Origin of the sequence: Pseudomonas lundensis (genome assembly GCF_015377145.2) — a bacterium.
GTDB classification, from domain to species: Bacteria; Pseudomonadota; Gammaproteobacteria; order Pseudomonadales; family Pseudomonadaceae; genus Aquipseudomonas; species Aquipseudomonas lundensis.
This window is the reverse complement of the sequence record NZ_CP062158.2, coordinates 3,344,690-3,364,458: the sequence shown is the minus strand read 5'-3', so window position 1 is coordinate 3,364,458 and position 19,769 is coordinate 3,344,690. Positions and strand designations below refer to the sequence as shown.

The window sequence follows — 19,769 nt, the reverse complement described above, 5'->3', positions numbered from 1 at the left end:
GCCGTAGAGGCGAAATCATGAAGACAACCATCGAATTGCCTCTCCTGCCGTTGCGTGATGTCGTTGTGTATCCGCACATGGTGATCCCACTGTTCGTGGGACGCGAGAAGTCGATCGAGGCCCTCGAGGCTGCGATGACGGGCGACAAGCAAATCCTGCTGTTGGCTCAAAAAAATCCTGCAGACGATGATCCCACTGCAGACGCACTTTATGGCGTGGGCACTATCGCCACTGTTTTGCAGTTGCTGAAACTGCCAGACGGTACCGTCAAGGTGCTGGTCGAGGGTGAGCAGCGTGGCGCTGTTGAAAAATTTGGCCAGGCGGATGGCTACCTGAGCGCCGAAGTTTCCTTGATCGAAGAAGCGGCTGCGCCTGAGCGCGAGTCCGAAGTATTTGTACGCAGCCTGCTCTCGCAGTTTGAGCAGTATGTGCAGTTGGGCAAAAAAGTACCGGCTGAGGTGTTGTCTTCGCTTAACAGCATTGATGAGCCAAGCCGACTGGTCGATACCATGGCTGCCCATATGGCACTCAAGATCGAACAGAAGCAGGAAATACTCGAAATCATCGATCTGCAAACCCGGGTGGAGCACGTGCTCGCGCTGCTGGACGCCGAAATCGATCTGCTGCAAGTTGAAAAGCGCATTCGCGGCCGCGTCAAAAAGCAGATGGAACGCAGTCAGCGCGAGTACTACCTGAATGAGCAGATGAAGGCCATTCAGAAAGAGCTGGGTGATGGTGACGAAGGTCACAACGAAATTGAAGAACTGAAAAAGCGCATCGATGCAGCCGGCCTTCCAAAAGATGCCATGGCCAAAGCGCAGGCTGAGCTTAACAAGCTCAAGCAGATGTCGCCCATGTCGGCCGAAGCGACGGTCGTACGCTCCTATATCGACTGGCTGGTCCAGGTGCCCTGGAAAGCACAGAGCAAGGTGCGTCTGGACCTCAAGCGCGCTGAAGACATCCTTGATGCCGACCATTACGGTCTGGAGGAAGTTAAAGAGCGGATTCTTGAATATCTCGCTGTGCAAAAGCGGGTGAAGAAAATCCGTGGACCGGTGCTGTGCCTGGTCGGGCCTCCGGGGGTCGGTAAAACCTCGCTTGCCGAGTCGATCGCCCATGCAACCAATCGTAAATTCGTGCGAATGGCGTTGGGCGGTGTGCGTGACGAGGCTGAAATTCGGGGCCATCGCCGGACTTATATCGGTTCGATGCCAGGCCGATTGATTCAAAAAATGACCAAGGTGGGCGTACGTAACCCGCTGTTTCTGCTCGATGAAATCGACAAAATGGGCAGCGACATGCGTGGTGATCCCGCGTCAGCGTTGCTCGAAGTGCTCGATCCTGAGCAAAACCATAACTTCAATGATCATTACCTCGAGGTTGATTACGACCTGTCCGATGTGATGTTCCTGTGCACCTCTAACTCCATGAACATTCCGCCAGCGTTGCTGGACCGGATGGAGGTGATTCGTCTGCCGGGTTACACCGAAGACGAAAAAATCAACATTGCTGTCAAATACCTGGCACCCAAGCAAATCGAGGCGAATGGCCTTAAAAAAGGCGAATTGGCATTCGACAACGAAGCCATTCGCGACATCATTCGTTACTACACCCGTGAAGCCGGTGTACGGGGGCTTGAGCGTCAAATTGCCAAGATCTGCCGTAAAGCCGTCAAAGAGCATGCGTTGGAAAAACGCTTCTCTGTGGTGGTGACGTCTGATTTGCTCGAGCACTTTTTAGGTGTAAGAAAATTCAGTTATGGCTTGGCTGAACAGCAAGATCAGATTGGTCAGGTAACCGGCCTGGCCTGGACTCAGGTGGGCGGCGAGCTGTTGACGATTGAAGCCGCAGTCGTGCCTGGCAAAGGTCAACTGATCAAGACCGGCTCGCTGGGCGATGTCATGGTCGAGTCGATTACGGCAGCGCTGACGGTTGTGCGCAGTCGGGCTAAAAGTCTGGGTATCCCGTTGGATTTCCACGAGAAACGCGATATTCACATTCATATGCCTGAAGGCGCTACGCCCAAGGACGGCCCGAGCGCGGGTGTCGGAATGTGCACCGCTTTGGTCTCCGCACTGACGCTGATTCCCGTGCGGGCCGATGTTGCGATGACCGGTGAAATTACGCTGCGTGGTCAGGTATTGGCCATCGGGGGCTTGAAGGAAAAACTATTGGCTGCTCACCGTGGTGGGATCAAGACAGTAATTATTCCTGAAGAAAATGTCCGTGATCTGAAGGAAATCCCTGACAACATCAAACAGGATCTTCAAATCAAACCGGTTAAATGGATTGACGAAGTCCTGCAAATTGCGCTGCAATACGCGCCGGAGCCCTTGCCGGACGAGGCTCCCGAGATTGTCGCCAAGGAAGACAAACGAGAGTCTGACTCTAAGGAAAGAATTAGCACGCATTAATACGGATTCGCCTGAGGGGCTTTCTTGACGCTTTTTAGAGCCCTTGTTATAAAGCGGCTCTATAAGTGTCCGTAAGTGCTTCAGCAGTCGTTTTGCTTTGACCAAAAAACTTTAGAAACATACTCAGATAGATATAAGGGGACTTAGAGTGAACAAGTCGGAACTGATTGATGCTATCGCTGCATCTGCTGATATCCCGAAAGCTGCCGCCGGCCGTGCGCTGGACGCAGTAATCGAATCCGTCACTGGCGCTCTTAAGGCTGGCGACTCTGTGGTACTGGTTGGCTTTGGTACTTTTTCTGTAACCGATCGTCCTGCTCGTACTGGTCGTAACCCACAGACCGGTAAAACGCTGGAAATTCCTGCTGCTAAAAAGCCAGGTTTCAAAGCCGGTAAAGCGCTGAAAGAAGCCGTTAACTGAGTTTCTGTTACACCTTTTACCCAACCGGGTCAGGCGCACGCCAGGCTTGGCAGCGGAGCGGTAGTGCGGTCGATGGCTATATCGATCTGTTACGCCGGGGGTCGCGGGTTCGAGCCCGGTCCGCTCCGCCAGTTACGAGAAGGCGCATCCTCGGATGCGCCTTTCTTCTATCCGGACTCTACCCACGCTCCACGGTTGTTCATTAAGCAAGACCGTTTCTGGGGGAAGCATGCTGCAAAATATCAGGGACAATTCACAAGGCTGGATTGCCAAGACCATCATCGGTGTCATCGTCGCGTTAATGGCGTTGACCGGTTTCGATGCCATTTTTCAAGCCACTTCGACCAGCAAGGATGCAGCCAAGGTAAACGGTGAAGAAATCACTCAAACCGAGCTGAGCCAGGCCGTCGACATGCAACGTCGTCAGCTGATGCAGCAACTGGGCAAGGATTTCGATGCCTCGCTTCTGGACGAGAAAATGCTGCGTGAGTCAGCCCTCAAAGGGTTGATCGACCGCAAGCTGTTGCTGCAAGGTGCCAACCAGTCCAAGTTCTCTTTCTCTGAGGCCGCGCTGGACCAAGTGATTCTGCAAACGCCAGAGTTCCAGGTGGATGGCAAGTTCAGTCCCGAACGTTTCGATCAGGTCATCCGCCAGTTGGGCTACGGCCGTCTGCAATTTCGTGACATGTTGGCTGAAGAAATGCTGATTGGTCAGCTGCGCGCCGGTTTGGCAGGCAGTGGTTTCGTTACCGATGAGCAAGTCAACGCCTTCGCCCGTCTTGAAAAACAGACCCGCGATTTCGACTCGCTGAACATCAAGGCCGATCCTGCTGCGGTGAAATTGAGCGATGACGAGATCAAGGCCTACTACGACGAGCACGCCAAAGAGTTCATGACCCCTGATCAGGTTGTGATCGATTACATCGAATTGAAGAAGTCTTCTTTCTTTGATCAGGTGGCGGTCAAGGATGACGAGCTTCAGGCGCTTTATCAGAAAGAAATCGCCAATTTGGCTGAACAGCGTCGTGGCGCGCACATCCTGATTGAAGTGAACGACAAAGTCAGCGACGAGCAAGCCAAGGCCAAAATCGCCGAGATTCAACAACGTCTGGCCAAGGGTGAAAGCTTCGAGGCATTGGCCAAGGAGTTCTCTCAGGATCCAGGTTCGGCGGCTAACGGCGGTGATCTTGGTTTCGCAGGCCCGGGTGTTTACGACCCGGTATTTGAGACAGCCCTGTATGCGCTGAACAAAGACCAGGTGTCCGAGCCGGTTCGCACGAGCTTTGGCTACCACTTGATCAAACTGCTGGGTGTGGAAGCGCCTGAGGTGCCGACCTTTGCCAGCCTCAAAGACAAACTGACGCGTGACCTGAAAACACAACAGGTCGAGCAGCGCTTTGTCGATGCCAGCAAGCAGCTTGAAGATTCGGCATTTGAAGCCTCTGATCTGGCGCAGCCAGCCCAGGAGCTGAAGTTGACTGTTCACACCTCTGCACCGTTTGGTCGTGAAGGTGGAGAAGGGGTTGCCGCCAACCGCGCTGTGGTTCAAGCCGCATTCAGCACTGAAGTGATGGATGAGGGGGCGAACAGCTCTGCCATTGAGCTTGATCCTGAGACCGTTGTCGTATTGCGCGTCAAGGAGCACCGCAAGCCGGAGCAATTGCCGCTGGAAGCGGTCGCGCCAAGCATTCGTGCGCAATTGGTTAAAGAGCACGCCAGTGCTGCGGCTAAAACCCGGGCTGAGGACATCATTAAAGGTCTGCGCGATGGCAAGTTGCCGTTGAATCAGCCGGTTGATGGTCATGCCTGGAAGGTTGAGCAAGGGGTGGCACGAGGTCAGGACGGTATCGATCCGGCTGTCTTGCAAGCCGTATTCCGCATGCCCAAGCCAGCCTCCAAGGACAAGCCGACGTTCAGCAGCGTTACCCTGGCGGATGGCAGTGTTGTTGTGCTGCGGTTGAATGCCGTCAATGACGGTGCCCAGCCGACAGCAGAAGAGAAAGCTACGTATCGTCGCGTTCTCGCCTCGCGTGCCGGTCAGCAGGACTTCTCTGCTTTCCGCAAGCAGTTGGAAAACGAGGCCAAGGTCGAACGCTACTAAGCCGTGAGATCAAGCGTTTAGCCTCAACCAAAATGGCCGCTCATGGAGCGGCCATTTTTTTTGCTTGGGAAACGGGCCAGTAGCTCCCTCGCGATTAGGGTACGCAGAGGGAATGCGGTCCTCGCGTGATCAGGGGGCTGGCCGTGTAGCGGCGCATGCGACGAGGGAAGAGCAGGAGGAGCGCCGACCTTAAACGCAAAACGCCCGATGCAGTGGCTGCACCGGGCGTTTTCAAGGCAGCGACAGCGAAGAGTTACTCTTCGATGTTGCCCATTGCGGTGGTGTTGAAGCCGCCGTCAACGTACATGATTTCACCGCTGATGCCCGACGCCAGGTCAGAGCACAGGAAGGCGCCGGCATTACCGACTTCCTCAATGGTCACGTTGCGACGCAGAGGCGTTTGCGCTTCGTTGGCTGCCAGCATTTTACGGAAATTCTTGATGCCTGACGCGGCCAACGTGCGGATCGGGCCTGCCGATACACAGTTAACGCGCGTACCTTCCGGGCCCAGGCTGCCAGCAAGATAGCGTACGCCCGCTTCCAGGCTGGCTTTTGCCATGCCCATCACGTTGTAGTTGGGCATGGTGCGCTCTGCGCCCAGGTACGACAGGGTCAGCAGGCTGCCATTACGGCCTTTCATCATTGGGCGGCCAGCCTTGGCCAGGGCCACGAAGCTGTAGGCGCTGATGTCGTGGGCAATGCGGAAACCTTCACGGGTGGTGGCGTCGGTGAAGTCGCCATCCAGTTGGTCGCCCGGAGCGAAGCCCACGGAGTGAACGATGCAGTCCAGACCGTCCCACTTCTTTCTCAGGTCTTCGAAGACCTTGGCAATTTCTTCATCGCTGGCAACGTCGCAAGGGAAGCACAGTTCAGGGCTGGAGCCCCAACCTGCGGCGAACTCTTCAACGCGGCCTTTAAGCTTTTCGTTCTGATAAGTGAAGGCAAGTTCAGCGCCTTCACGGTGCATGGCGGCAGCAATGCCAGAAGCGATGGACAATTTGCTAGCGACACCGACGATCAGGACGCGCTTACCGGCGAGAAAACCCATGTGTTGTTCCTCTATCAGATTAATCGACAGCCACTGGTGCCAAAAAGGCGGCTTCCAGCAACTGCTGTGTATATGGATGTTGCGGCGAGGCAAAAATGGAAGACGCCTCACCTTGTTCGACCACTTGGCCTTGCTTGACCACCATCAATTGGTGGCTCAGCGCTTTGACTACCGCCAAATCATGGCTGATAAACAAATACGTCAGGTTGTACTTGGCTTGCAGAGCACGCAAGAGCTCGACGACCTGGCGTTGTACCGTTCTGTCCAACGCAGAGGTTGGCTCGTCCAGCAAAATCAACGCTGGCTTCAACACTAACGCGCGGGCAATGGCGATTCTCTGCCGCTGTCCACCTGAAAACTCGTGAGGGTAACGGTGCCGGGTTTCAGGATCCAGACCTACTTCACGCAACGCCTCAATAATGGCGGCTTCTTGCTCTTGAGCGGTGCCCATGCCGTGAATGCGTAAACCTTCACCGACAATTTCGCTGACGCTCATGCGTGGGCTGAGGCTGCCATACGGGTCCTGAAACACCACCTGCATCTGGCGTCGCAACGGTCTGACGTCTTTCTGCGACAGGCAGTCTAGCTGCTTGTCCCCAAAATGAATCGCGCCGCGACTGGCAATCAGCCGCAAAATCGCCAGCCCCAACGTCGATTTGCCCGATCCGCTTTCCCCCACAATGCCCAGCGTTTGACCACGGGGCAGGCTGAAGTTAATGCCATCGACTGCTTTTACGTAATCGACGGTTTTGCGCAACAGCCCTTTTTTGATCGCAAACCAGACTCTCAGGTCCTCGACCTTCAGCAACGTCGGGCCCGCGACGGTATCCGCTGGGCCTCCGCTGGGCTCTGCACCGAGCAGTTCCCGGGTGTAAGGATGCTGCGGCGAACGGAACAGCTGTTCGCACGATGCTTGTTCGACGATGCAACCGCGCTGCATGACACATACTCTGTGAGCAATTCGTCGAACCAGGTTCAAATCGTGACTGATCAGTAACAGCGACATGCCCAGCCGGGCCTGCAAATCTTTGAGCAAATCGAGGATTTTGAGCTGTACCGTGACGTCCAGCGCCGTCGTGGGTTCGTCGGCAATTAACAACTCAGGCTCATTGGCCAGGGCCATGGCAATCATGACACGCTGTCTCTGGCCGCCGGAGAGCTCGTGTGGCAAGGCCTTTAGCCGTTTGCGGGGCTCGGGGATGCCTACGAGGTCCAGCAGCTCCAGCGTCCGCTCAGTGGCTGCCTTGCCCGTTAACCCTTTGTGCAGCCCCAGCACTTCATTGATCTGCTTTTCAATGCTGTGCAAGGGGTTGAGTGACGTCATCGGCTCTTGAAAAATCATGGCGATGCGGTTGCCGCGGATGTGCCGCAGTTTTTTCTCGTCCAGCGTCAGTAAATCCTGCCCCGCATAGGTGATGCTGCCGCCGGGGTGGCGGGCGTTGGGGTAGGGCAGCAGCCTCAGGATCGAGTGGGCCGTGACAGATTTGCCTGAGCCGCTTTCGCCCACCAGTGCCAGGGTTTCGCCACGTTTGATGTCAAAGCTCACGCCTTGCACCACACGCTGCGGTTGCTCCCCGGCCACGAACTCGACGCAGAGATCGCGCACTTCGATCAGATTGTCCTGCGTCATTTCATTTCCTCGGGTCGAAGGCATCGCGAGCGGACTCACCGATGAACACCAGCAAGCTGAGCATGATTGCCAGCACGGCGAACGCGCTCATGCCCAGCCACGGCGCTTGCAGGTTGGATTTACCCTGGGCGACCAGCTCGCCCAGAGAGGGTGCTCCCGGCGGCAGGCCGAAGCCCAGAAAGTCCAGCGCGGTCAGGGTGCCGATCGCACCGGTCAGAATGAACGGCATGAACGTCATGGTCGACACCATGGCGTTAGGCAAAATGTGCCGGTACATGATGGCCATGTCCTGCATGCCCAGGGCACGGGCGGCCCGAACGTACTCCAGGTTGCGACCCCGCAGGAATTCGGCCCGCACGACATCCACCAGGCTCATCCACGAAAACAGCAACATGATGCCTAGCAGCCACCAGAAGTTGGGCTGCACAAAACTGGCGAGGATGATCAGCAGGTACAGCACTGGCAATCCGGACCAGATCTCCAGAAAGCGCTGACCTGCCAGGTCGACCCAGCCTCCGTAGAAGCCCTGCAGCGCCCCGGCAATCACACCGATGATGGAACTCAAGATCGTCAGGGTCAGGGCGAACAGCACCGAAATCCGGAAGCCGTAAATCACCCGCGCCAGCACGTCGCGCCCTTGGTCATCGGTGCCGAGCCAGTTTTCGGCTGAAGGCGGTGCGGGGGCCGGGACTTTCAGGTCGTAGTTGATGCTCTGATAGCTATACGGAATAGGTGGCCACAGCACCCAGGCATCTTTTTTGGCCAACAGTTCGCGGATGTAGGGGCTCTTGTAATTGGCCTCCAGCGGGAACTCACCGCCAAAGTCGGTCTCGGGGTAGCGTTTGAGGGCGGGAAAGTACAGCTCGCCGTCGTAGCGGATGACCAGCGGTTTGTCGTTGGCGATCAACTCGGCGCCGAGGCTGAGCGTGAACAGCACCAAAAAAATCCACAATGACCACCAGCCGCGTTTATTCGCTTTGAACCGTGCGAATCGTCGCTTGTTAAGGGGCGATAACGTCATCTCAATGCTCCCTGCTTTCAAAGTCGATGCGCGGATCAACCAGGGTGTATGAGAGGTCACCGATCAGTTTTACCAGCAAGCCGACCAGCGTGAAGATGAACAACGTGCCGAAAACCACGGGGTAGTCACGGTTTATCGCCGCTTCAAAGCTCATCAAACCCAGCCCGTCCAGCGAGAAAATCACTTCGACCAGCAAGGAACCGGTAAAGAAGATACCGATAAAAGCAGACGGGAAACCGGCAATCACCAGCAACATCGCGTTGCGAAACACGTGGCCATACAGCACGCGATGATGGGTCAGCCCCTTGGCCTTGGCCGTTACCACGTACTGTTTGTTGATTTCGTCCAGAAAGCTGTTTTTGGTCAGCAGGGTCATGGTCGCGAAGTTGCCGATCACCAGCGCCGTGACCGGCAAGGCCAGGTGCCAGAAGTAATCGAGGATCTTGCCGCCCAGGCTCAGTTCATCGAAGTTGTTGGAGGTCAGGCCGCGCAAGGGAAACCAATCCAGGTAGCTGCCGCCGGCAAACACCACAATCAGCAAAATGGCGAACAGGAAGGCGGGTATCGCATACCCGACAATGATGGCCGAGCTGGTCCATACGTCGAAATGACTGCCGTGCCGCGTGGCCTTGGCGATCCCCAGCGGGATCGACACCAGGTACATGATCAGCGTGCTCCACAGGCCGAGCGAGATCGAGACGGGCATTTTTTCTTTGATCAGATCAATGACCTTGGCGTCGCGGAAAAAACTCTCCCCGAAGTCCAGGTGGGCGTAATTCTTGATCATGATCCACAAGCGCTCCGGGGCAGACTTGTCGAACCCGTACATTTTTTCGATTTCCTGAATCAGCGCAGGGTCCAGCCCCTGCGCACCACGGTAGTTGGAGCCTGCGACCGACACTTCGGAGCCGCCCCCGGCGATCCGGCTGGTCGCGCCGTCAAAACCTTCGAGCTTGGCAATCATCTGCTCCACCGGGCCGCCGGGAGCGGCCTGGATGATGACGAAGTTGATCAGCAGAATCCCGAAGAGTGTCGGAATAATCAGCAGCAGTCGCCTGAATATATAGGCCAGCATCTAAGGCTCCAGGCTTTCGCTTGTGGGTTGAGTGGCAGTGACCGGCTCGACATCAGGTTTGACCCACCAAGTGGAGGTGCCGATGTCATACAGCGGTGTGACGGCCGGGTGACCGATGTGGTTGGAATAGGCCACGCGCCAGGTTTTGATGTGCCAGTTGGGAATGACATAGAACCCCCACTGCAACACGCGATCCAGCGCGCGGGCATGGGTGATCAGGTTCTGGCGGGAGTCGGCATTGATCAGCCCTTCGGTGAGTTGATCGATGGCTGGGTCCTTGAGGCCCATGAAGTTGCGACTGCCCAGTTTTTCGGCGCTTTCAGAGGCCCAGTACTCGCGTTGCTCACTGCCCGGCGAGCTGGATTGCGGGAAGCTGCCGATGATCATGTCGAAGTCCCTTGAGCGCAGACGGTTCAGGTATTGGGAGGTGTCGACGCGACGAATTTGCAAGTCGATGCCCAAGTCACTGAGGTTGCGCTTGAACGGCAGCAAGATGCGTTCGAATTCGGTTTGCGCCAGAAGGAATTCAATCTTTACCGGGTTGCCCTGGGTGTCGACCATCTTGTCGTCAACGATGCGCCACCCGGCGTCTTGTAACAGCTTGTACGCGCGGCGCTGCTGCTCCCGAATCATGCCGCTGGCGTCGGTCACATCCGGTTTGTACACCTCGGTGAAGACCTTGTCGGGAATTTGCCCGCGCAACGGTTCCAAAATCGCCAGTTCTTCGTCGCTCGGCAGTGTTTTGGCGGCCATGTCCGAGTTTTCGAAATAGCTGCTGGTGCGCGCATATGAACCGTTGAACAGCTGTTTGTTGGCCCATTCAAAGTCGAACAGCAGGTTCAGGGCTTCACGCACGCGCACATCCTGAAACATCGGCCTGCGCAGGTTGAAAATAAAGCCTTGCATACCGGTGGGGTTGGCGTTGCGGATTTCTTCTTTAATCAGGCGACCCTGTTTGACCGCAGGCACGTTGTAAGCACCTGCCCAGTTTTTGGCGCTGATTTCCAGCCAGTAATCGAATTGGCCGGCCTTGAGTGCTTCAAACGCGACGCTGTTATCGCGGAAATAATCGATGGTGATGGCGTCGAAGTTGTACAGGCCTTTATTGATGGGCAAGTCTTTGCCCCAGTAGTCCTTGTTGCGTTCGTAGCGTATCGAACGGCCCGGCTTGATCTCGGTAATGGTGTAAGGGCCACTGCCGACGGGTATTTCGAGATTTCCCTTGTTGAAGTCGCGAGTTTCCCACCAGTGTTTGGGCAAAATCGGCAGTTGTCCGAGAATCAGCGGCAATTCGCGGTTTTTGGTGTGTTTGAAGATGAATTTCACCTGCAACGGGTTTTCTTCGACCGCTTTTTCTACGTCGCTGTAATAGCTCTTGAACAGCGGCGAGGCGCTTTTCATCAAGGTGTCGAAGCTGAACACCACGTCTTCTGCGCGGATCGGGTGGCCGTCATTGAATTTGGCCTGCGGACGCAGATAAAAACGCACCCAACTGTTGTCAGGGGCTTTTTCGATTTTTTCTGCGATCAGTCCGTAGGCGGTAAACGGTTCGTCGAGGCTCTGACGGGCCAGGGTGTCGTAGGTCAGATCGATGTCATCGGCCGGAACGCCCTTATTGATAAACGGGTTCAGGCTGTCGAACGTGCCGAGGGCGGATTTGCGGAAGGTGCCGCCTTTGGGCGCATTCGGGTTCACGTAATCGAGGTGCTTGAAATTGGCCGGGTATTTTGGCGGTTCGTCGTACAGGGTCAGGGCATGTTGCGGGGCGGCCAGCACGAGGCAACTGACACCGGCCAATAGCAGGCCGCCAAGGGGCTTTAGCAGGGTACGCAAAGGCATCATTGGGATTTCTCCGTAGGCTTTAGCCACCACGCACTCAAGCCCAATGTGTAGGGCGGCGTAGTCACGAAGGCGAACCGGTTGCGGTACGCCAGGCGGTGATAATTCAGATACCAGTTTGGGATGCTGTAGTACTGCCACAACAGGACACGATCCAGTGCCCGGCCTGCGGCCAATTGCTCTTCACGGGTTTGCGCGGCCAGCAGCTTTTCGAGCAGTTGGTCGACAATCGGATTGGCCACGCCTGCATAGTTTTTACTGCCCTTGACGTTGGCCTGGCTCGAGTGAAAGTACTGCCACTGCTCAAGGCCGGGGCTCAGGGTCTGGTCAAGGGTTATGAGGATCATGTCGAAATCGAACTGATCCAGACGCTGTTTGTACTGGGCCCGGTCCACCGTACGCAGCCGCGCTGCAATGCCGATGCTCGCCAAGTTCTCCACGTACGGTTGCAGAATGCGCTCAAGGTTTGGATTTACCAGCAATATCTCAAAGCTCAGTGGTTTTCCTTCGCTATTGATCAAGCGTTGCCCGGAGAGTTTCCAGCCATTTTCGGCCAGTAAGGCCAGCGCGCGACGCAGGGTGTCGCGGGGGATGCCGCGCCCTTGTGTTTGCGGCAGGCTAAAAGCCTGTTTGAACAGTTCGGGCGGCAATTGCGTGCGCCAAGGCGAAAGCAGTAGCCATTCATGACCCTGTGGAATGCCGCTGGCCGAGAAATCGCTGTTGGGATAGAAGCTCGTCGCGCGCTGGTAGGCGCCGTTGAACAGGGTGCGGTTGGTCCATTCAAAATCGAACATCAAGCCCATGGCTTCACGCACGCCGGTTGAATTGAACGTGCTGCGGCGGCTGTTCATGAACAGCCCCTGGGTTTGAGTCGGGATGTGATGAGGGATTTGCGCCTGGATCACTTCGCCCCGGCGCACGGCCGGGAAGTTGTAGCCATTGGCCCAATTTTTGGCCTGATGCTCGATATACATATCGAATTCACCGGCCTTGAAGGCTTCGAACGCCACATCGCTGTCGCGGTAAAACTCAACGTCCACCCGGTCAAAATTGTATTTGCCACGGTTGACCGGCAGGTTGGCGCCCCACCAGTTCTTGACGTGTTCAAACACCAGTTGCCGTCCCGGCGTGACTTTAGTGATCCGGTAGGGACCGCTGCCCAGCGGCGGTTCGAACGTCGTGGCCTTGAAGTCGCGCGTGGCCCAGTAATGCTGGGGCAACACCGGCAGCTCACCCAGGCGCAAAATCAGCAGCGGGTTGCCCGAACGCTTGAACACAAACCGGATCCGCTTGGGCCCCAGAACGTCCACGCGCTGCACTTCTTGCAGGTTGGTGCGGTACTGCGGATGGCCTTCTTTGAGCAGCAGGTTGTATGAAAACGCCACATCGTAGGCTGTGATGGGGGCGCCATCATGAAAGCGCGCTTCGGGCCTGAGGTTGAACACGACCCAGCTGCGGTCTTCGTTGTATTCAACCGATTGGGCAATCAAGCCATAACTGGCGGTCGGCTCGTCGCCGGACGGAGCATATTGGCCGGTGCCCGCCATCAGGGTTTCATTGAGCTCATTGACCCCGTATTGCAAGAAATTGGGGGTTGAAACCGGGCTGGTGCCTTTGAAGGTATAGGGGTTTAGCGTATCGAACGTGCCAAACGCCATGACCTTGAGCGTCCCGCCTTTGGGCGCGTCAGGGTTGACCCAGTCGAAATGGGTAAATGTGGCCGGGTATTTGAGTGTGCCGAACTGCGCATAACCGTGGCTTTCGCTGAGGGTTGCGCAGGCGGGGGCGCTCAAGGCCAGGCAGAGCAGTAACGGGAGGAGGGGACGCTTCAAGTCAGAGATCCGATCCGGCATTGGGCTTGGGTTTCCGTACAGTAACAGCTTGTATCTGTAGGAAAAAGACTGCACCGGAAAGCAAAACGGGCAATCTGCTTCCCACATTTATGTAGGAGCTGGATTGCCCGCTGCGTTGACGGCGTGACGCTTACCGAGGCTTTGAAATGGTCAGCATCTGCCCTGGCTTGAGTGCCTTGGCACTGTTGGGATTCCAGCGCTTGAGGTGTTGCATCTCAACGTTGAACCGCTTGGCGACGATGTACAGCGAGTCGCCCTTTTTTACCTTGTATTGCGTGGGTTTCTGGCGGGTCGCGGGTTTACGTGTGTCCTGCATGACCAGCATCTGACCGGCCTTGAGGTTTTTGCCGGTGAGCTTGTTCCAGCGCTGCAAGTCTCGAACATTGACCCTGTTGGCTTTGGCAATGGTGGTCAGGTTGTCGCCGCTTTTGACTTTGTACGTGCGCTTGAGGCGAGGCGTGGTGCTGGCGACGGTATCGAAGACAGCCTTTTTAGGGCGCAGGCTGACCAATTCTTCAGGTTTGAGGTTGGACAGGCTGGCCGTCAGCAATTGAGCCTTGGAGGTCGGTACGAGCAAGTGCTGCGGGCCATCGGTGGTGGCGCGTTGCTTGTAGGCCGGGTTCAACTGGAACATTTCGTCTTCGTCGATTTCAGCCAACGCTGCCACACGGGACAAGTCCATGGACTGCTTGATTTCGACCATCTCGAAGTACGGTTCGTTGGCGATAGGGTTCAGGTTGATGCCATAGGCTTCAGGGGCCATCACCACTTGGGACAATGCCAGGAGCTTGGGGACGTAGTCCTTGGTTTCCTGGGGCAGGGGCAGGTTCCAGTAATCGGTAGGCAGGCCCAGCTTTTCGTTGCGCTCGATTGCCCGGCTCACCGTGCCTTCGCCCGCGTTGTAAGCCGCGAGTGCCAGCAACCAGTCGCCATTGAACATGTCATGCAGGCGGGTCAGGTAGTTCATGGCCGCCAGGGTCGAGGCGGTAATGTCTTTGCGACCATCGTAAGCGCGGGTCTGGCGCAGGTTGAAGTAGCGACCGGTCGAGGGGATGAACTGCCAGAGACCTACGGCATTGGCGTGGGAATACGCCATTGGGTTGTAGGCACTTTCAATCACTGGCAGCAGGGCCAGTTCAAGCGGCATGTTGCGTTCTTCGAGGCGCTCCACGATGTAGTGGATATAAAGGCTGCCGCGCTCGCCCGCGTTTTCGAGAAACGACGGGTTGCTGGCGAACCAGAGGCGCTGCTGTTCTATTCGCGGGTTAACGTCCGCGCCTTCCTGCAACTTGAACCCCTGGCGCATCCGCTCCCACACATCTTGCGGGGCGGCAGGGCTGGGTTTTTCGTTGAGCCAGATCGGCTCTTGAGGAATGCGTTTGGTCAGTTTGAGCGAGGGTCTTTCGGACGTTTGAGCCGAATGATCCATGCTTTGACAACCCGCCAGTACAGCGGACACGGCCAGCGCGATGGCTTGCGCAAGGCGCGTCAATGCGTCTGTTTTGAGGGAGTTACGTATAGATGACGACATTGGCTGGAAGTAAGTTCCGGGCAAAAATGTCGGGCGATTCTAGAAAGCAGGTGGGACGCGGTCAACTGTTCAGAATTTTTGTGCCAACCGCGACCCTGATTAGAACTTATCTTTCCAGCGGCGCAAGCTGGCAAACACCGCGCCCGGCGAGGCATTGTCCTGCCCGCTCCATTCGTCAGCTTTTTCTTTAACGGATGTTTCGTTAACCCGTAAAAAAGGGTTGGTACGTAATTCCAGTGCGACATCGGACGGAAGACTGATCTGATCCTTGGCTCGCCATTGCGTGACTTGTTCGATGCGCGCCTTGATATCCGCGTTGTCCGGCTCCACCGCCTGAGCAAAGCGCAAATTGCTCAACGTGTATTCATGGGCGCAATACACGGCGGTGTTACCGGGCAGCGCCGCCAGTCGGCCCAAGGAGCGATGCATTTGTTCGGGGGTGCCTTCAAACAGCCTGCCGCAACCCGCCGCAAACAGGGTGTCGCCACAGAACAGCAGCGGGGTTGCCGGATGCGCGTGATAGTAGGCGATGTGCCCAAGGGTATGGCCGGGCAGTAGGAAGACCTCGAACGTACACCCCAGCACCTCGATGCGATCGTTGTCGTTAAGGGCCGCTTGTCGTGCGGGGATGGTTTCCTGGGCCGGGCCCCAGACCTTGGCGTTAGTCTGTTGGTGCAACTGTTCAACCCCACCAACATGGTCGAAGTGGTGATGGGTGATCAGGATGTCGCTCAAGGTCCAGTCCGGGTGTTGGGCCAGCCAGGCTTCGACCGGCGCAGCGTCGCCCGGATCCACGACCGCGCAGCGTTTGCTGGCAGTGTCCTGTAACAACCAGATGTAGTTGTCATTGAAGGCAGGCAGTGCATCGATCTGTAGCATGGCGCAATTCCCAAGTGCGAAACAATGGCGCATCTTAGGGCTTGTGATGGGTACATGGCGAGTTGGAGGAGCAATGACCGATAAAGCATTGGCTCAGGCTGACCCTGAGTGGCTGGCGCTGATCCGTTCGGCGCGCGAATGGTTGTCCGGTCCCCACGGGCAGTTATTGCTGGAAGATGAACAACGTGTACTGGAAGACGAACTCGGCCGGTTCTTTGGCGGTTATCTGGTGCATTACGGGCCGGGCGCGGATACCCCGCCCAACGCGGCTCAAGTCCAGCGCACGGTGCGCCTGGGGGCGCCATTACCGGGTGTTGAGATTTTTTGTGAAGAACAGGCCTGGCCGTTGTGCGAGCACGCGGCCGACGTGGTGGTGCTGCAACACGGTCTGGATTTCTGCCTGTCGCCCCATGGCTTGTTGCGCGAAGCCGCCAGCAGCGTACGGCCCGGTGGGCATTTGCTGATCGTGGGCATCAACCCCTGGAGCACCTGGGGCCTGCGCCACGTGTTCGCCAAGGATGCGCTGAGCAAGGCGCGTTGTATTTCCCCCTCCCGCGTGGCCGATTGGCTGAACCTGCTGGGCTTTGCGCTGGAGAAACGCCGCTTCGGGTGCTATCGTCCGCCGCTCGCGTCCCCGGCCTGGCAGCGTCGTTTATCAGGTTGGGAACACAAGGCGGGCAACTGGCAATTGGCCGGTGGCGGCTTCTATATATTGGTGGCACGCAAGATGGTGGTTGGCTTGCGGCCGGTCAATCCGTTACGACGCGAGCCCATGGGCAAGCTGATTCCCTTGCCGATGGCCAAGGTCAACCGGCGTCACAGCCAACCGTAGTTGCGCTTGAATAAACGAAGGGCCGGAGCGATCCGGCCTCAGGTGCTGCCGATCCGTGATGGGCAGGCCACAACACCCTTTTCTGGATAGGTTGTAATGAGCAATAGCGTTGAAATGTTCACCGATGGTGCCTGCAAGGGCAATCCCGGCCCCGGCGGCTGGGGTGCCTTGCTGGTGTGTCAGGGTGTCGAGAAAGAACTCTGGGGCGGCGAACCCAATACCACCAACAACCGCATGGAACTGATGGCGGCCATTCGTGGCCTTGAAGAACTCAAGCGTCCGTGCGAAGTCGTGCTGGTAACGGACTCCCAGTACGTGATGAAAGGCATCACCGAGTGGATGGTCAACTGGAAAAAACGCGGTTGGAAAACCGCGTCCAAAGAGCCGGTGAAAAACGCCGACCTGTGGAAGTTGCTCGATGAACAAGTCAGCCGTCACACGGTGAAGTGGCAATGGGTGCGTGGTCACATCGGCCATCCGGGCAATGAACGTGCCGACCAGTTGGCCAATCGGGGTGTGGATGAAATGAGGGGCCTCAAGCATGCGTAGTGTTGTCCTCGATACCGAAACCACCGGTATGCCGGTGACCGATGGCCACCGGGTCATCGAAATCGGCTGCGTCGAGTTGATGGGCCGCCGCCTGACCGGGCGGCATTTTCACGTGTACCTGCAACCTGACCGTGAAAGCGACGAGGGCGCGATTGGCGTCCACGGGATCACCAACGAGTTTCTGGTGGGCAAGCCGCGTTTTGCCGAAGTGGCCGATGAATTCTTCGAGTTCATCAAGGGCGCTCAGCTCATCATCCATAACGCCGCGTTCGACATCGGCTTCCTGAACAACGAATTTGCCCTGATCGGGCAAACCGACCGCGCCGACCTCACGCAGCACTGCACCATCCTCGATACCTTGATGATGGCGCGTGCCCGTCACCCGGGTCAGCGCAATAGCCTCGATGCCTTGTGCAAACGCTATGGCGTCGACAACTCGGGCCGTGAGCTGCACGGCGCCTTGCTCGACTCCGAGATCCTGGCAGACGTTTACCTGACCATGACGGGTGGGCAGACCAGTCTGTCGTTGGCCGGGAATGCCTCTGACGGCAATGGCTCGGGCGAAGGCTCCGGCAACCAGGCCACTGAAATCCGCCGTTTGCCCGCAGATCGTCTGCCGGGGCGGATTATTCGTGCAAGTGAAAGCGATATGGCTGAGCACGCAGCGCGGCTCGAAGCGATTGCCAAGTCTGCGGGCGCCCCTTCGTTATGGGCGCAACTGCTTGAAGCCAAGCAGCAGACGCTGCAATAAACGACCCCCTTTGAGGTCTCGGCAAGGGCTGGCAGCCCTTGTTGCCATCGGCGGCACCTGGGTGAGAGGTGCCCGCACACAAGGATCGGCTCACCCATGCACCTGGTCATAAACCCGCAAAATCCTGAAGTGTCTGTGCGCCTGGCGGATGAAGGGTTCGCGCCCTATGTGTGGTGCAACGATTTCAGTTTTGAAGTACGCGCTTACGCCCAGGTAGACCTGCACACGCGCGTCGATGAATGGCCCCTGCACCGGATCACACCCTACCGCAAGTGTTACGGAATCGATCCCGACGAGTTCGCCAGTTATCGGGGCGCGCCAGACAGCGCCGTGTTCATGGCTTATCTCGATGGCCAAGCCGTAGGCCACGTAGTGGTCAGTACCAACTGGAACGGTTTTGCCCACGTTGACGAATTGGCCGTGATTGCTGGCGCCCGTCGCCATGGGGTCGCCCGATCATTGCTGGATGTGGTGAGGTTCTGGAGCCACAAGAAAAAGCTGCCGGGCATCATGCTGGAAACCCAGAACAACAACATCGGTGCGTGCCGTTTGTACGAGCGTTGTGGGTATCAGGTAGGCGGGGTCGATCATTTGCGCTATCGCGGGATTGATCCGCAGACAGCCGAGGTGGCGATCTTCTGGTATCTGCTATTTGAAAAGCAGGCATGAGACGTCAGTCAACGCAGGGTTGAGCGTGTCGTGTGATACCCGCAGCGCGCAGCGACTTCTCAGCCAAGGCGCATGATCGTGCACCACCCGACAGGCGCGCCTCCCACAAAAATGACGTGTTAAGAGTGAGCGGGTTCAGGCTCGCGAACCAGGGCAATGCCTGATTGCACCAGTTCGAATTCGGTATCACTTATTTTCTTGACGCGGTCGCCAATCGCCAACTTGTACGTGATGACCGGCTGACCGTCTGTTCCAGGGGTGGAGTCTTGAAACTCATGCACGGAATAAACACGGCCTTCCGCGTCTCTTGCATGAAACTGCCCAACGAGCACTGCTGCCATTTGTAGAGAACCTCTGGAGATAAACACCCAATTTGCGGTTCTTGTAGACCGTTGATCAGCCGGGGAAGTTTAACGCTGTGGAAAAAATAGTCCGGCTACTTTACAGGCTTGCCGGTCGATAGGGTGAACCGGGGTGCAAGAAAGGCGTCCGATCATCTATAACTAACGTTCTTACAGCTTTCCTACAGCAGCTTCGGGGGTTTCCATGAGCAAGGTCTACAACGTTGCAGTACTGGTCGGCAGTTTGAGAAAGGACTCGCTCAATCGAAAAGTGGCACACGCCCTGGCGCACCTGGCGCCACCCCACGTGAAGCTGAACATTGTCGAAATTGGCGATCTGGCGCTTTATAACGAAGACATTGATGTCACCCCGGCGCCTGCGCCGTACACGGCATTTCGCGATCAGGTTCGCCAGGCCGATGCGGTGCTGTTTGTGACCCCCGAATACAACCGTTCAGTGCCGGGTGCGCTGAAAAACGCCATCGATGTGGGATCGCGCCCGTACGGTCAAAGTGTCTTCAGCGGCAAACCGGGCGCTGTGATCAGCGTTTCCCCTGGCGCCATTGGCGGCTTTGGGGCTAACCATCACCTTCGCCAGTCGCTGGTGTTCCTGAATGTTCCGTGCATGCAGCAGCCAGAAGCCTATCTGGGCGGAGCGGGCGCGGCTTTTGATGAGTCCGGCGCACTCTCGGAAAAAACCCGTCCCTTCCTGCAAGCCTTTATTGATGCGTATGTGCAGTGGGTTGAGCTGAACACGCCAGCCTGAATGCGGTGAAGACAGCGGCGCCATTGGCCGCTGTCCTCCGTTGAATCGG

At 57.0% G+C, this 19,769-nt stretch carries 17 protein-coding genes; 8 read left to right on the top strand and 9 right to left on the bottom strand.

The window, feature by feature from the left end; translation table 11 throughout:
* The first annotated feature begins 17 nt into the window (after positions 1-17).
* The 3 genes from lon to IF654_RS15740 all read left to right on the top strand — a co-directional run bounded on the left by lon (position 18) and on the right by IF654_RS15740 (position 4,936).
* Entirely contained in the window at positions 18-2,414 is a 2,397-nt protein-coding gene (lon, locus tag IF654_RS15750) for an endopeptidase La (RefSeq protein ID WP_047277959.1), read from the top strand.
* A gap of 148 nt (positions 2,415-2,562) precedes the next feature.
* Positions 2,563-2,835: an HU family DNA-binding protein gene (locus IF654_RS15745; RefSeq protein ID WP_003183171.1), complete on the top strand. Its 273-nt coding sequence runs from the start codon at positions 2,563-2,565 to the stop codon at positions 2,833-2,835.
* Positions 2,836-3,064: 229 nt separating this feature from the next.
* The gene (locus IF654_RS15740) at positions 3,065-4,936 is read left to right on the top strand and encodes a SurA N-terminal domain-containing protein (protein ID WP_047282921.1); all 1,872 of its coding nucleotides are present in this window, start codon (positions 3,065-3,067) and stop codon (positions 4,934-4,936) included.
* Positions 4,937-5,189: 253 nt separating this feature from the next.
* Here IF654_RS15740 and fabI read toward each other — a convergent pair whose 3' ends face one another.
* The 8 genes from fabI to gloB all read right to left on the bottom strand — a co-directional run bounded on the left by fabI (position 5,190) and on the right by gloB (position 15,812).
* A complete protein-coding gene (fabI, locus tag IF654_RS15735) occupies positions 5,190-5,984 on the bottom strand; it encodes an enoyl-ACP reductase FabI (RefSeq protein WP_194862253.1) in 795 nt (264 codons plus the stop codon).
* A gap of 19 nt (positions 5,985-6,003) precedes the next feature.
* Entirely contained in the window at positions 6,004-7,614 is a 1,611-nt protein-coding gene (locus IF654_RS15730; protein WP_194862254.1) for an ABC transporter ATP-binding protein, read from the bottom strand.
* A gap of 1 nt (position 7,615) precedes the next feature.
* Positions 7,616-8,635, bottom strand: a complete 1,020-nt coding sequence (locus IF654_RS15725; protein WP_047276583.1) for an ABC transporter permease — start codon at positions 8,633-8,635, stop codon at positions 7,616-7,618.
* Position 8,636: 1 nt separating this feature from the next.
* Positions 8,637-9,710 (bottom strand): microcin C ABC transporter permease YejB, encoded by a 1,074-nt coding sequence (locus IF654_RS15720; RefSeq protein WP_097191485.1) that lies wholly within the window; start codon positions 9,708-9,710, stop codon positions 8,637-8,639.
* Complete coding sequence (locus IF654_RS15715; protein WP_194862255.1) at positions 9,711-11,552, bottom strand: extracellular solute-binding protein; 1,842 nt, start codon at positions 11,550-11,552, stop codon at positions 9,711-9,713.
* Positions 11,549-13,402, bottom strand: a complete 1,854-nt coding sequence (locus tag IF654_RS15710) for an extracellular solute-binding protein (protein WP_094987722.1) — start codon at positions 13,400-13,402, stop codon at positions 11,549-11,551. The genes IF654_RS15715 and IF654_RS15710 overlap by 4 nt, the downstream gene beginning before the upstream one ends.
* 130 nt (positions 13,403-13,532) lie before the next feature.
* Positions 13,533-14,933, bottom strand: a complete 1,401-nt coding sequence (locus IF654_RS15705; protein WP_047276576.1) for a transglycosylase SLT domain-containing protein — start codon at positions 14,931-14,933, stop codon at positions 13,533-13,535.
* Between the two features lie 99 nt (positions 14,934-15,032).
* The gene (gene gloB, locus IF654_RS15700; RefSeq protein ID WP_194862256.1) at positions 15,033-15,812 is read right to left on the bottom strand and encodes a hydroxyacylglutathione hydrolase; all 780 of its coding nucleotides are present in this window, start codon (positions 15,810-15,812) and stop codon (positions 15,033-15,035) included.
* A gap of 73 nt (positions 15,813-15,885) precedes the next feature.
* Between gloB and IF654_RS15695 the strand changes: the two genes are divergently transcribed.
* From IF654_RS15695 to IF654_RS15680, 4 genes are all read left to right on the top strand, one after another.
* On the top strand, positions 15,886-16,644 hold the full coding sequence (locus tag IF654_RS15695) for a methyltransferase domain-containing protein (RefSeq protein WP_047276574.1): 759 nt from the start codon (positions 15,886-15,888) through the stop codon (positions 16,642-16,644).
* Positions 16,645-16,740: 96 nt separating this feature from the next.
* A complete protein-coding gene (rnhA, locus tag IF654_RS15690; protein ID WP_047276573.1) occupies positions 16,741-17,193 on the top strand; it encodes a ribonuclease HI in 453 nt (150 codons plus the stop codon).
* Complete coding sequence (gene dnaQ / locus IF654_RS15685; protein ID WP_194862257.1) at positions 17,186-17,944, top strand: DNA polymerase III subunit epsilon; 759 nt, start codon at positions 17,186-17,188, stop codon at positions 17,942-17,944. The genes rnhA and dnaQ overlap by 8 nt, the downstream gene beginning before the upstream one ends.
* A gap of 96 nt (positions 17,945-18,040) precedes the next feature.
* Positions 18,041-18,613: a GNAT family N-acetyltransferase gene (locus IF654_RS15680; protein ID WP_047276570.1), complete on the top strand. Its 573-nt coding sequence runs from the start codon at positions 18,041-18,043 to the stop codon at positions 18,611-18,613.
* A 119-nt stretch (positions 18,614-18,732) separates the two neighbouring features.
* Here the strand turns inward: IF654_RS15680 and IF654_RS15675 are convergent, their stop codons facing one another.
* Positions 18,733-18,954: a hypothetical protein gene (locus IF654_RS15675; RefSeq protein ID WP_047276568.1), complete on the bottom strand. Its 222-nt coding sequence runs from the start codon at positions 18,952-18,954 to the stop codon at positions 18,733-18,735.
* Between the two features lie 205 nt (positions 18,955-19,159).
* On the opposite strand from IF654_RS15675, the gene IF654_RS15670 reads away from it, so the two are divergent.
* Positions 19,160-19,720, top strand: coding sequence for an NADPH-dependent FMN reductase (locus IF654_RS15670; RefSeq protein ID WP_094987721.1), 561 nt, complete (start codon positions 19,160-19,162; stop codon positions 19,718-19,720).
* Positions 19,721-19,769 lie beyond the last annotated feature (49 nt).